This window comes from Agromyces selenitireducens (genome assembly GCF_052748465.2).
Genome location: NZ_CM188259.1, coordinates 2,820,373 through 2,832,117, shown reverse-complemented (window position 1 = coordinate 2,832,117; position 11,745 = coordinate 2,820,373). Strand labels below are relative to the sequence as shown.

12 protein-coding genes are annotated in these 11,745 nt (G+C 73.5%); 6 read left to right on the top strand and 6 right to left on the bottom strand.

Features of this window, described 5'->3' with window-relative positions; genetic code table 11:
* Positions 1-60: 60 nt before the first annotated feature.
* Entirely contained in the window at positions 61-948 is an 888-nt protein-coding gene (locus ACULK4_RS13275) for a bifunctional methylenetetrahydrofolate dehydrogenase/methenyltetrahydrofolate cyclohydrolase (protein WP_445966057.1), read from the top strand.
* Between the two features lie 64 nt (positions 949-1,012).
* Here ACULK4_RS13275 and ACULK4_RS13270 read toward each other — a convergent pair whose 3' ends face one another.
* The 4 genes from ACULK4_RS13270 to ACULK4_RS13255 all read right to left on the bottom strand — a co-directional run bounded on the left by ACULK4_RS13270 (position 1,013) and on the right by ACULK4_RS13255 (position 3,908).
* Positions 1,013-1,573, bottom strand: a complete 561-nt coding sequence (locus tag ACULK4_RS13270) for a PKD domain-containing protein (protein WP_445966056.1) — start codon at positions 1,571-1,573, stop codon at positions 1,013-1,015.
* Positions 1,574-1,824: 251 nt separating this feature from the next.
* The gene (locus ACULK4_RS13265) at positions 1,825-2,439 is read right to left on the bottom strand and encodes a hypothetical protein (RefSeq protein WP_445966055.1); all 615 of its coding nucleotides are present in this window, start codon (positions 2,437-2,439) and stop codon (positions 1,825-1,827) included.
* 57 nt (positions 2,440-2,496) lie between these two features.
* Positions 2,497-3,711, bottom strand: a complete 1,215-nt coding sequence (locus ACULK4_RS13260; protein WP_445966054.1) for a type II toxin-antitoxin system HipA family toxin — start codon at positions 3,709-3,711, stop codon at positions 2,497-2,499.
* The gene (locus tag ACULK4_RS13255) at positions 3,708-3,908 is read right to left on the bottom strand and encodes a helix-turn-helix transcriptional regulator (protein WP_445966053.1); all 201 of its coding nucleotides are present in this window, start codon (positions 3,906-3,908) and stop codon (positions 3,708-3,710) included. Before ACULK4_RS13255 ends, ACULK4_RS13260 begins: the two co-directional genes overlap by 4 nt.
* Before the next feature lie 292 nt (positions 3,909-4,200).
* On the opposite strand from ACULK4_RS13255, the gene ACULK4_RS13250 reads away from it, so the two are divergent.
* From ACULK4_RS13250 to ACULK4_RS13240, 3 genes are all read left to right on the top strand, one after another.
* Positions 4,201-5,790 (top strand): cytidylyltransferase domain-containing protein, encoded by a 1,590-nt coding sequence (locus tag ACULK4_RS13250; RefSeq protein ID WP_445966052.1) that lies wholly within the window; start codon positions 4,201-4,203, stop codon positions 5,788-5,790.
* A 42-nt stretch (positions 5,791-5,832) separates the two neighbouring features.
* Positions 5,833-6,705: an N-acetylneuraminate synthase family protein gene (locus ACULK4_RS13245; RefSeq protein ID WP_445966051.1), complete on the top strand. Its 873-nt coding sequence runs from the start codon at positions 5,833-5,835 to the stop codon at positions 6,703-6,705.
* A gap of 155 nt (positions 6,706-6,860) precedes the next feature.
* Positions 6,861-8,306, top strand: coding sequence for a DUF6716 putative glycosyltransferase (locus ACULK4_RS13240; protein WP_501043318.1), 1,446 nt, complete (start codon positions 6,861-6,863; stop codon positions 8,304-8,306).
* Here ACULK4_RS13240 and ACULK4_RS13235 read toward each other — a convergent pair whose 3' ends face one another.
* Together ACULK4_RS13235 and ACULK4_RS13230 are read right to left on the bottom strand one after the other, a co-directional pair.
* Positions 8,307-8,843 carry a gamma carbonic anhydrase family protein gene (locus tag ACULK4_RS13235; RefSeq protein WP_445966049.1) on the bottom strand — a complete coding sequence of 179 codons (537 nt, stop codon included), beginning with the start codon at positions 8,841-8,843 and terminating at the stop codon, positions 8,307-8,309.
* A 208-nt stretch (positions 8,844-9,051) separates the two neighbouring features.
* The gene (locus ACULK4_RS13230; RefSeq protein ID WP_445966048.1) at positions 9,052-10,419 is read right to left on the bottom strand and encodes an APC family permease; all 1,368 of its coding nucleotides are present in this window, start codon (positions 10,417-10,419) and stop codon (positions 9,052-9,054) included.
* A gap of 82 nt (positions 10,420-10,501) precedes the next feature.
* Here ACULK4_RS13230 and ACULK4_RS13225 point away from each other — a divergent pair, with 82 nt between their 5' ends.
* Positions 10,502-11,023 (top strand): YbaK/EbsC family protein, encoded by a 522-nt coding sequence (locus tag ACULK4_RS13225; RefSeq protein ID WP_445966047.1) that lies wholly within the window; start codon positions 10,502-10,504, stop codon positions 11,021-11,023.
* Positions 11,020-11,592 (top strand): GNAT family N-acetyltransferase, encoded by a 573-nt coding sequence (locus tag ACULK4_RS13220; RefSeq protein ID WP_445966046.1) that lies wholly within the window; start codon positions 11,020-11,022, stop codon positions 11,590-11,592. Before ACULK4_RS13225 ends, ACULK4_RS13220 begins: the two co-directional genes overlap by 4 nt.
* The last annotated feature ends 153 nt before the right edge of the window (positions 11,593-11,745 follow it).

Below are 11,745 nucleotides of genomic sequence, written 5' to 3'. Positions count from 1 at the left end.
TCCGCTCACCGGCGTCTCGGCCCGAAGCGCCTGCAGCAACAGCACGGAAGAGGTATCCACATGACCGCGATCACCCTCGACGGCGTCGCTACGGCATCGGCCGTGAAGTCGGAGCTCGCCTCGCGCATCGCCGCGCTGCGCTCGCACGGCGTCGTGCCGGGGCTCGGCACGCTCCTCGTCGGCGACGACCCCGGCTCGAAGTCGTACGTGGCCGGCAAGCACCGCGACTGCGCCGAGGTCGGCATCGAGTCGATCCGCGTCGACCTGCCCGCGTCGGCGACGACCGCCGACGTGCGCGCGGCGATCCGCGACCTGAACTCGGCGTCCGAGGTGACCGGCTACATCGTGCAGCTGCCGCTGCCGGCGGGGCACGACGAGAACGCGATGCTCGAGCTGATCGACCCCGACAAGGACGCCGACGGCCTGCACCCCACGAACCTCGGCCGGCTCGTGCTCGGCATCGAGGGCGAACTGCACTCGCCGCTTCCGTGCACGCCCGCGGGCATCGTCGAGATGCTGCAACGGTACGAGGTGCCGATCCGCGGGCGGCACGTGGTCGTGATCGGTCGCGGCCTCACGGTCGGCCGGCCGCTGGGCCTGCTCTTCACCCGCAAGGGCCTGGATGCCACGGTGACGCTCACGCACTCGCGCACCGTTTCGCTCGCTGACGAGGTTCGTCGCGGCGACATCGTGGTGGCCGCCGTGGGCGTACCGCACATGGTGAAGGCGGACTGGATCAAGCCGGGCGCCGCAGTGCTCGACGTGGGCATCACGCGCGTCGCGGACGAGGAGACGGGTCGCGGGAAGCTCACGGGCGACGTCGACCCGGGCGTGGCCGAGGTCGCGGGCCACCTGTCGCCGAACCCGGGCGGGGTCGGGCCGATGACGCGCGCGATGCTGCTGGCGAACGTGGTGAAGTCCGCCGAACTGAAGCTCCGCGGTCGCTGAGCGCTCGCGCCGCCGGCTCCCCTTGTGCGGGTCGAGGAGCGGCGGAGCCGCGTATCGAGACCCTCTACCCGCACCCCGGACTGTCCGGATGCGTCGTGCAGGGCCCTGTCACGAGGACGGTGTCGAACTCGCCGACGAGCACCGGCTGCGGCATGCCCCGGATGGTCAGCGTGCCGTCGATCCACCGCCACACCGAGCCGTCGAACCGGTACTCGGCGACGTAGACGACGTCGAGGCGCGCGGTGTGCTCGCCCTTGCTGCGGTAGACGTGGCTCGTCGGCGTGGCGGTGAACTCGCGCTGGCCGAGGTCGGCCCAGGTGGCGCCGGGGTCGGTAGAGCCGACCGTGCCGCCGTCGGAGTAGACCCACCGGTACGCGACGGGGTGGAAGCGCACGTCGACCGGGCGGCTGAAGAGGCTGCCCGAGCGCGTCACCGTCGGCGCGTCGGCGACGGCGTTGGCCGGCAGGTCGAGCACGGCCCACCCGGCGGGTTCGGCCGTGTACTCGTGCGGTGCCGGATGGAACGTGGCGATGTCGCGGAGGGTCACCGCGGGCTCGCCCGCCGGCGGCGGTTCGGGTTCGGCACCGGTGAAGGAGCAGTCGGTCGGGTTCTCGGGGCTGCACACGTCGCGTGGGGGAGCGGCGGGGCGGGTGGGTTCGGTGGTGCCGGTGTTGATGCCGTCCGCGACGCGGTCGGGGCGCGGGTTGTGGCCGTCGGCGGGGTCAGTGTTCGCGCTTGGGCGGGAGGCCTCCGCGATTACCTCGACAGAGTTGCCTCTGTTCGCTGCACCGAGTTGCGCGAGAAACTCAGAATCTACCGGTGTATCACTCGCGAAGGCCGGACTTGAGGTGCAGAGGAGCAGTGCCATGGTCGAGATCAACAGTGTGATTCGTCTTGCCATCGCTCGATTCCGCTGATGATGAGGGTGCTTGGCTGGCCGGGCTCAGAAATGAAGGTCGCGCGGACCGCCTGAATCGGATCTCGATCAGCGGACGTTGCATCGGAGCCATCGGCACGGACCACGCGCGTGCCACTGACATCGCGGCAGAGGAACGCTGCGACCTCCGCACCATTCGGATCCTCGTTCCATTCATCGAGCACACCGCCGTAGACGATCGTTACGCCGACCGTGCGTAGCCCGCCCTCGCGAACCGCCGCGAACTCCTCCTGAAGCACCTCGTTGACGTCTGCGGTTACGAACACGGAAATCCCCTCTGCACCCTCACCGCCCGCGTTTGCGATTCGATTCGAGGCATCGCTGTAGGCCGTGTACGCCTCGACCGCCGCAGCCAGCGCCTCCTCGTCCGACGCGAAGATCGGCTCGGCTTCCGCAGACGTCGATGGGGGAGCCGCCGACGCCCCGGGCTCCTCGCCGTCCGGCGACGAGCACGCGGTGGTGCCGAGGAGCACGGCGCATGCGAGCGCCGCGAGGGCGGCGCGGGCCGGCGGCATCCGTCTATGGCTGCGAGCAGGGGAGGGCGACGCGGGCATGCGCTCAAAGGTAGGCGACGACGGCGCGGTGTGCGGACGGTTATCCCCAGCGCGCGGTCACGCCGTGAGCTCGTCGCGTCGCAGCCCGAGTTCGCGCACGGCGTGGTTGAGCGGCGAGCCCTCGAACGGCAGCGACCGCAGGTCCGCTTGCCCGGCCGCGCGCAGCGCGATCCGCTCCGCGGAGGCGGCCGCCCGCTCGGGCAGGCCGATGGCGTCGGCGAACTCGCGCCAGTGCCTCCGGCGCAGCTTCCGCGTGCGGCCCGCGATCGGCAGGGCGAGCGAGTCGTCACCGTAGAGCAGTGTGCAGGGGATGTCGAAGACGGGGGCGATCGTCCAGCGCCCCGGCGCGGCCCCCGTTCGCAGCACCGCGACGTTCTTGCCGTGGAGGTCGCCGTTGCCGGTGAGCCAGGCGAAGAGGAACTGCAGGTAGAGGTTGCGTGCGGCGACGGCGGGTGCGGTGCAGACGGCCGCGAGGCCGGTCACGACTCGTTCGGCGTCGACGCCGTACTTCGCGGCGGGCGGCAGGCCGAGCACCTGCGTCGCGTCCTCCAGCGGAAGGCGGCGCCATCCGGCCGACCCGGCGTCGGCATCGGCGATCCGGTCGAAGCGTTCGACGAGCAGTCCCGGCGTGCCGTCGCGGTCGTGCACGACGGCCGCTCGCGAGACCGGCACCTTCAGCGTGCGCGCCGCCGCGAGGTGCAGGGCCTCGTTCTCGACGAGGTGCGGATACTCGGCGGGACTCAGCTTCAGGATGTACCGCCCCGAGCGGGTCGCGAGCGGCGTGCTGATCATCGACGCGCTCGCCTTGCGCTGCACGCCCGGGATCGCGTGGCGATCGAGCACATCGATCAGCGACTCGAAGTCGAGGCGCTCGGGCGCATCGGCACCGATCACGGGCGGCGGGTCGGCCGGTGCAGCCCCTTCGGGCACGACCTGCACGTCGCCCGGGGCGTCCTCGCCGACCGCGAGCAGGAGCGTCAACTCGTCGTCGGCGCTCGTCTTCGCTGCGCGGCGAAGCACCGCGAGGCGGTGCCCCTCGGGCAGCAGTCCGGCGAAGAAGGGCGGAAGCGAGCCGGCGGCCGTCCGCACCGCCTGCTCGCCCAGGGGCAGGGTGAACGCGACCCGTTCGGCGTCGGCGTGCGCGAGGTACGTGTCGAGGTACCGGAACTCGATCTCGCCCTCGGGCGTCCGCGTCAGTCGGGCCGCGAGCCGTCCCGCCTTGTGCACGTCGGCCGCGCGGATGTGCCGCAGCGCCTCGAGGTCCGCCGTCACCGCACCACGCCGATCGTCACGCCGACCGCGGCCGCCACCGCCACGACCGTGTCGAGGCTGCTCGCCCCCGTGCCCTTCTCGATGTCCCGTACGGTGCGCTCCGTCGTGTGGGCGAGTTCGGCGAGTTGCTCCTGGGTGAGCCCGTGGTCGCGACGGGCCGAGCGGATGGCGCGGCCGATGTCGGCGGGGATGTCCATCCTTGCTCCTCCCAGCGTGATCGGCAGAATACTGCCGATTTCGGACTCAGCCCCCCGATCCTACGCCACCGGACACGAATATCGGCAGTTTTCTTCCGAAACGTGCAGTGAGTGAGCCAACGCGCCTTGGCAGCACCGCTATCGGAAGAATTCTGCCGAAGTGCGACCGCCCAGCGCGACGTGTGCGAGCCGTGCAGGGACCGCGGCCGCGGCATCTGCTCGCTGCCTGAACGACGCCGGGCGTTCACCGGGCGTGCACCGGGTGGACGAATGGCGCGAATAGCTTCGCGGCATGAGCACCGACCTCAGCGAGGCGACCGCCGCCGGCGCGAGCGCGAAGGGACACGCTCAGGACGGCGCCGGCGCGTCGGGGGACCGCGCCGGCGCTCCGAGCGACCGCACCCGAGCCGGCGGCGGGTCGGGGGGCGCGAACGCCGATGCGGTCGCGATCATCCCGGCCCGCGGCGGCTCGCAGGGCTTGCCCGGGAAGAACGTCGCCCGCGTCGGCGGCGTGCCGCTCGTGGCGCGGGCCGTGCACGCCGCGCTCGCCGCGGAGCGCATCGCGCGTGTGCTCGTCACGACCGACGACGACGAGATCGCGGATGTCGCCCGCGGGGCGGGTGCGGAGGTCGTCGTGCGTCCGGCGGAGCTCTCCGGAGCGACGGCGTCGAGCGAATCGGCGGTGCTGCACGCGCTGCAGGCGCTCGAGGGTCTCGAGACGCGGCCGGAGGCCGCTCCTCGACCCGCACAGCGATCCGCAGCGATCACCGTCTTCATCCAGGCGACGTCGCCGTTCATCGACCCCGTCGACCTCGACGCCGCGATCACCCGCGTCGAGCGGGGGGAACGCGATGTCGTGTTCGCGGCGACGCCGACGCACGGCTTCCTGTGGCGCGAGCGGGCCGACGACGCCGACGGCGCGAGCGCGGTCGGCGTGAACCACGACCCGGGCAACCGCCCGCGGCGACAGGATCGCAACCCCGAGTTCCTCGAGACCGGCGCGTTCTACGTCTTCCGCACCGACGGGTTCGTGCAGGCACGGCACCGGTTCTTCGGGCGCATCGGCATCCAGTCGGTGCACCCCGACCACGCGATCGAGATCGACGACGCCGCAGACCTCGCGCGGGCACGGGCGCTCGCGCCGCGCGTCGACCGGCGGCTCGCGGGCGGCATCGCCGCGGCGCTCGCGCGGCGAGCGGGCGGGGCGGCGGGGGCCACGTGGGTCGCCGACCCGCGGCATCCGTTCGTCGACGTCGACGCGGTCGTGACCGACTTCGACGGCGTGCACACCGATGACACCGCCTCCGTCGACGAGCTCGGCCGCGAGTCGGTCCGCGTGTCGCGGGCCGACGGCGCGGGCGTCGCCAGGCTGCGCGACGCCGGCATCCCGGTGCTCATCCTCTCCGCCGAGGCCAACCCGGTCGTCAGCCGCCGCGCGGAGAAGCTCGGCGTCGACTGCATCCAGGGGCTCGCCGACAAGGGGGCGGCGCTGCGCGAGTGGGCCGCCGCGCGCGGCATCCGCCTCGACCGCATCGCGTACCTCGGCAACGACCGCGGCGACATCCCCGCGCTCGACCTCGTGGGGTGGCCCATGGCGGTTCCGGATGCCGCGCCCGATGCCCTCGAACGCGCCCGTCACGTGCTCCAGCGGCACGGCGGCCACGGCGCCGTGCGCGAACTGGCCGAGCTCGTGCTCGCCGCGCGCGAAGCGACCGCGCCGGCGCGCGCCGTGGCATCCGCCGACGAGGACCGCGACGCGACCGACGACTGGCGCGGTGAACGCGACGCCCGAGCTGCGGCCCGCGAGGCCCGCGAGCTCGACCCCGCCCACCCGACCCGGCTGCAGCGCGAGGCGATCGCCGCGGCATCCGTCCCACGCTGAACCCGGCGCGGCCGGGACCGAACCACACGAAAGCGAGCCATCATGTCCGTGCGCATCGGCCACGCCGCCATCGGCGACTACGAGCCCGCCTACGTCATCGCCGAGATCGGCCTGAACCACAACGGCGACGTCGAACTCGCCAGGCAGCTCATCGAGGTCGCGGCGCGCGCCGGGGCGCAGGCGGTGAAGTTCCAGAAGCGCACGCCCGACATCTCCACGCCCGAGCACATGAAGCTCACGCCTCGCGAGACGCCGTGGGGCACGATGACCTACCTCGAGTACCGGCACCGCGTCGAGTTCGGCCGCGACGAGTACGCCGCGATCGCCGACCACGCGTCGCTGCACGAGCTCGACTGGTTCGCCTCGCCGTGGGACGCCCCGGCCGTCGCCGACCTCGAGTCGTACGGCGTCGTCGCGCACAAGATCGCCTCGGCATCGGTGACCGACCTCGAGCTGCTCGAGGCGGTGCGCGACACCGGCAAGCCCGTCATCCTCTCGACCGGGATGTCCACCCTCGACGAGATCGACCGCGCCGTCACCGTGCTCGGCACCGAGCGCCTCGTGATCATGCACGCCACGTCGAGCTACCCGATGCCGCCCGAGGAGGCGAACCTCCTCATGATCCCCGCGCTCAAGCGCCGGTACCCCGGCGTGCCGGTCGGCTACTCCGGCCACGAGCGCGGGCTCCAGATCTCGCTCGCGGCCGTCGCCCTCGGCGCCGTTGCCGTCGAACGGCACATCACGCTCGACCGCACCATGTGGGGCTCCGACCACTCCGCGTCGCTCGAGCCGCAGGGGCTCGAGCACCTCGTGCGCGACATCCGCATCATCGGCGACGCGATGGGCGACGGCGTCAAGCGTGTCTACCCGGGCGAGGAGGCGCCGAAGGCCAAGCTTCGTCGGGTGCTCGCGTGAGCTCCGGCGGTCGGGGAGGAACGAGGGATCGTTACGAGACCCGACCCCCCAGTGCAGCGGATGCCACGGGGCGCCCGGGTCTCGAGACGGCCGGGGGCGGCCTCCTCGACCCGCAGGGGCGGCGCCTGCTCGTCGCCGCCGACTCCGACTCGTACGTGAAGTGGGGCGCGGCGCTCGCGTCGACGCTCCCACCCGCGTGGGAGGTACGACTCGTCGTCATCGCCTCACCCGTCCGACCGAGTCCGCGGCAGCTCGCCGACGCCCTCGCCGGCACCGCGTTCACGACGGATGACACGCTGGTGCGCCACCTCGACGACCTCGACGCCGAACTCGACGCGTTCGACCCGCACGCCGTGCTGCTGTCGCTGCGAGGACCGTTCGTGCGCGTCGTCGCCCCGCGCCTGAACGCGCGCCCGAACCGCCCGGTGCTGTTGAGCGGATTCCCGGGTCTCACCGTCCCGGCCGTGCCGAAGGCCGTGATCTACCGCGAGCAGACCGATCTCGTGGTGCTGCACAGCCGTCGCGAGGTGCGCGACTTCGACGCGAACGCGTGGGCGCTCGGCATCGACCGCATGTTCGGGCTCGCCACGCTGCCGTTCCTGGAGACCTCCGAAACCCGGTGGTCGAGCAGCCCGCGAAGCGCGCGTACCGAGACCCCGGTCCCGGCCCCTGGGGCTCGAGACGGCCTTCGGCCTCCTCGACCCGTAGAGGGCGACATCGTCTTCGCCGCCCAGGCGAAGGTGCCCGCCGAGCGCGCCGACCGGGTGAAGCTCCTCGCCGCACTCGCCGAGCTCGCCCGCCGTCGTCCCGAGCACCGCGTCGTCGTCAAGGTTCGCGGCCGCGCCGGTGAGGCGCAGACGCACGCCGAGGAGCACGACTACGCCGACCTGCTCGCCGACCTCGACCGGGTGCCCGCGAACCTCGTCGTCGAGGACGGCCCCATGGCCGCCCACCTCGCCCGCGCGGCCGCGCTCGTCACGGTCAGCTCGACGGCCGCGCTCGAGGCGATCGCGCTCGACCTGCCCGTGCTGCTCGTCGACGACTTCGGCGTCTCGCCCGCGATGATCAACACGGTCTTCGAGGGCGCCGGGCTGTTCGGGTCGACCACCGACCTCGTCGCGGGGCGCTTCCGGCATGCGGATGCCGCGTGGCTCGCCGACAACTACTTCCACGAGCCCGACGCGGCCGACTGGCTGCGACGCCTCACCGCGCTCGTCGAGGCCCGCGAGATCATCGCACTGCCGCCGCTCGAGCGCCGCTACGACCTGGCGGGCGGGGCGCTTCGGGCGGCGTTCGAGCGGCGTCGGATGCTCGGCGAGCACGACCGTACGCTGGCGGGCGCGCTCGCCTGGGGCGTGGGTGTCCCGGTGCGCGGCCTCGTTCGGCGAGTGCGCCGAGTGCAGCGTCTGCTGCGGCGATCGGGCGCGGGCGCCGGCACGGGGGCTGGGGCTGCGGATGCCGCGGCGCAGGCCGGGACGGGCGCGTTCGTGCCGCGGGCGCCCGCGGCATCCGTCGCGTCGCCCGCCGGGAACTCGACACGGGCGTTCGGTGCTCGACGACCGGCGGACGTGGACGAGCACGTCGGCGCCGGGCGCGGCTGATCAGTCGACCGGCGCCGTGTGCCGGTCGACATGCGCGAGGTACGCCTCGGCGTTGCGGCGGATGCCCGCCTGCTCGTCGGCCGTGAGCTCGCGGCGCACCTTGCCGGGTACGCCCGCGACGAGCGACCCGGGCGGCACCACGGTGCCCTCGAGCACCACCGCGCCGGCCGCGACGAGGGACCCGGCGCCGATCACCGCGCCGTTGAGGATGGTGGCGCCCATGCCGATGAGGCAGTCGTCCTCGACGGTGCAGCCGTGCAGCACCGCGCGGTGCCCGATCGAGACGCCCGTGCCGATCGTCACCGGGTAGCCGGCGTCGACGTGGCACACGACGCCGTCCTGCAGGTTCGAGCGCTCGCCCAGCGTGATCGGCTCGGCCTCGGCGCGGAGCACCGCGTTGTACCAGACGCTCGACTGCGCGGCCAGGCGCACCTGGCCCACGACGACGGCGCCGAGCGCGACGAACGCGGTTTCGTCGAGCTGCGGCGCGGGCACGTCGGCGATGGTCAGGATGCGGGCGGACGGGTCGGCGCTCATGCGCCCAGCCTATTCCGGGGCGTCCGCCCCCGGGTCGCGGCGCAATCTCCGCGCCGCGTCATCCGTCCCGCGGCATCCGTTGCTCTCGCGGCATCCGTCGCCCTCTCGCGTTCACAGGAGATCCGTCGATCTGCAGGATGAATGCGGCGTTCGTCTCCTGCGAACGGACGGATCTCCTGTGAACGCGATGCTGGGCATGGCCGTGCCGTCAGGGTCGGGCGCGGCGGCGCGCGATCGCGACGCGGATGCCGCGCACCGCCGCCCCGACCGCGAACACCGCGACCCCCGCCACGACCGACACGACCGGGAGCGTCACGACCAGCACGACGCATCCGATCGCCCCCGCCCACGACAGCCAGCGCGGCACGAGCCGCTCGCCCGCCGGCTGGGTGAGCGCCGACCAGTTCGCGACGAGGTAGTAGAGCAGCACGCCGAACGACGAGAACCCGATCGCCCCGCGCAGGTCGGCGACCAGCACGAGCACGATGACCGCGGCGCCCACGGTGAGCTCGGCGACGTGCGGCACCCCGAACCGCGCGTGCACGCGGGTGAGCGGATGCGGCAGCTCGCCGTCACGCGCCATCGCCAGGCTCGTGCGGCCGATGCCGGCGATGAGCGCGAGCAGCGAGCCCAGTGCGGCGACGCCCGCGGCGATGCGGACGACGGGGTCGGCCCACAGCCAGCCGGCGGTGGCCACGACGTCCGCCAGCGGAGCCGCCGAACTCGCCAGCGAGACCGGCCCGAGCGCGCCGAGCGCCGCCGCGCCGACCGCGGCGTAGACGACCACCACGATCGCGAACGCGATGCCGATCGCGCGCGGAATGGTGCGGCGCGGCTCGCGGACCTCTTCGCCGAGGGTGGCGATGCGGGCGTACCCGGCGAACGCGAAGAAGATCAGCGCGGCGGCCTGCAGCGCGCCGTAGGCCGCGCCGACGGGCGACCCCGTTCTCCCCGCGGTCGAGACGTCGAGCTCGTGCAGTCCCGCGAACACGCCGGCGGCGTCGGCCGCGCCCCAGCCCGTGGCGGCGACCGCGGTGAACCCGGCCGCGACGACCCCGGCGAGGACCACGAGCACTGCGCTGACCATCACCGACGCCACCCGCGCGGTGCGCGTGACGCCGAGGACGTTCACCCCGACGAGCACGACCACCGCGCCCACCGCGACCGGCTTCTGCCACGGCCCGGGCACGAGGTACGCCGCGGCCGTGATCGCCATGGCCGCGCAGCTCGCGGTCTTTCCGACCACGAACCCCCACCCCGCGAAGAAGCCAGGCCAGGCACCGAGCCGCTCGCGGCCGAACCGGTACGCCCCGCCGGCCTCGGGATACCGCACCGCGAGCTGCGCGGTCGACCCCGCGTTCGCGAGCGCGACGAACGCGGCGACGGCGAGGCCCGCGAGCAGCCAGCTCCCCGCGGCCTGGGCGGCGGGCGCCCATACGGCGAACACGCCCGCGCCGATCATCGCGGCGAGCCCGATCGCGACGGCGTCGCGAAGCCCGAGCCGGCGGGCGAGGCGGGCGTGCGGGGACGTGCTCGGAGCGGGCTCGGGCGTCGGGTCGGGCTCGGCGTCGGTCACGCTCGCACCCTACGGCAGCGCCGTGAACCGGGCCAGGCGCGCGGGTGACGGATGCCGCGGCATCCGCTCGTAGGATCGACGCATGTCCGCCGAGCAGACCGCCCCCTCGCACGCCGCCGTCGACCGCGTGACCGCCGCGCTCCAGGCGCAGGGCGTCGAACCGCGCATCGTGTGGTTCGGCGACGCCGTGACGACCGCGCAGCTCGCCGCCGACGCGCTCGGCGTCGAGGTCGGCCAGATCGCCAACTCGCTCGTGTTCACGCTCGACGACGAGCCGATCCTCGTGCTCACCTCGGGTGCGCACCGCGTCGACACCGAGTGGCTCGGCGAGCGACTCGGCGGGCGCATCGGCCGCGCCTCCAAGGAGGTCGTCAAGGAGGCCACGGGCCAGGTGATCGGCGGGGTCGCGCCCGTCGGGCACCCGACGCCCGTGCGCACGTTCGTCGACGTCGACCTCGCACGGTTCGACGAGGTGTGGGCCGCGGCCGGGCACGCGAAGACGGTGTTCCCGACCACGTTCGACGAACTCGTGCGCATCACGGGCGGCACGCCGACGCCGGTCGAACCGGGCTCGGCGGGAGCGGGCGAACGGCGGAACGGGTGACCACCTCCGACGTGACCTGGCCGCGCTCGGCCGGCCCGCTGACGCTGCGCCCGCCGACGCCCGAGGCCGTCGACGACATCCTGACCTGGCGGAACCGCCCGGAGGTGACCCGGTGGTTGCTGCGCACGACCGTCGACCCGGACGCGTTCCGGACCGCGTGGCTCGGCGTCGTCGACGATCCCCGCGACCAATCGGCCGTTGCCGAGCTCGACGGCGTCGTGGTCGGCACCGGTTCGCTGGAGGTTCGCGACGGCATGGGCCAGTCCGACGGCGACGCCTGGCGCGGGGCCGAGGGCGATCTCGGCTACCTCGTCGATCCCGCGTACGCCGGTCGCGGATTCGCGACCGCGATCGCCGGCGCGATGCTCGACCTCGCGTTCAGCGAGCTCGGGCTGCACCGGGTCACGGCCGGATGCTTCGCCGACAACGTCGCCTCGTGGCGGGTCATGGAGCGGCTCGGCATGCGACGCGAGCAGCACGGCGTCCGCGACTCGTGGCACGCGGAGCTCGGCTGGATCGACGGCTACACCTACGGGATCCTCGCCGAGGAGTGGCGTTCCCGGGGCTGACCCCTTGCTCATCCCGCCGAGTGTTACGGTTCGCGCCGAGTGATGCCGCTGGAACGGCAACACTCGGCGCGAACCGCAACACTCGCGGCCCAAGGGCGCGGGCGCGGCGAGGGCCAGGCGTGCGGGGTGCGGGGTGCGGGCGCGCGGCGAGGG

Excerpts from the sequence above, each read along its gene's own strand:
- ACULK4_RS13275 (WP_445966057.1), top strand. The coding sequence starts at position 61 with ATGACCGCGATCACCCTCGACGGCGTCGCTACGGCATCGGCCGTGAAG.
- ACULK4_RS13265 (WP_445966055.1), bottom strand. The coding sequence starts at position 2,439 with ATGCCCGCGTCGCCCTCCCCTGCTCGCAGCCATAGACGGATGCCGCCG.
- ACULK4_RS13255 (WP_445966053.1), bottom strand. The coding sequence starts at position 3,908 with ATGGACATCCCCGCCGACATCGGCCGCGCCATCCGCTCGGCCCGTCGC.
- ACULK4_RS13250 (WP_445966052.1), top strand. The coding sequence starts at position 4,201 with ATGAGCACCGACCTCAGCGAGGCGACCGCCGCCGGCGCGAGCGCGAAG.
- ACULK4_RS13245 (WP_445966051.1), top strand. The coding sequence starts at position 5,833 with ATGTCCGTGCGCATCGGCCACGCCGCCATCGGCGACTACGAGCCCGCC.
- ACULK4_RS13235 (WP_445966049.1), bottom strand. The coding sequence starts at position 8,843 with ATGAGCGCCGACCCGTCCGCCCGCATCCTGACCATCGCCGACGTGCCC.
- ACULK4_RS13225 (WP_445966047.1), top strand. The coding sequence starts at position 10,502 with ATGTCCGCCGAGCAGACCGCCCCCTCGCACGCCGCCGTCGACCGCGTG.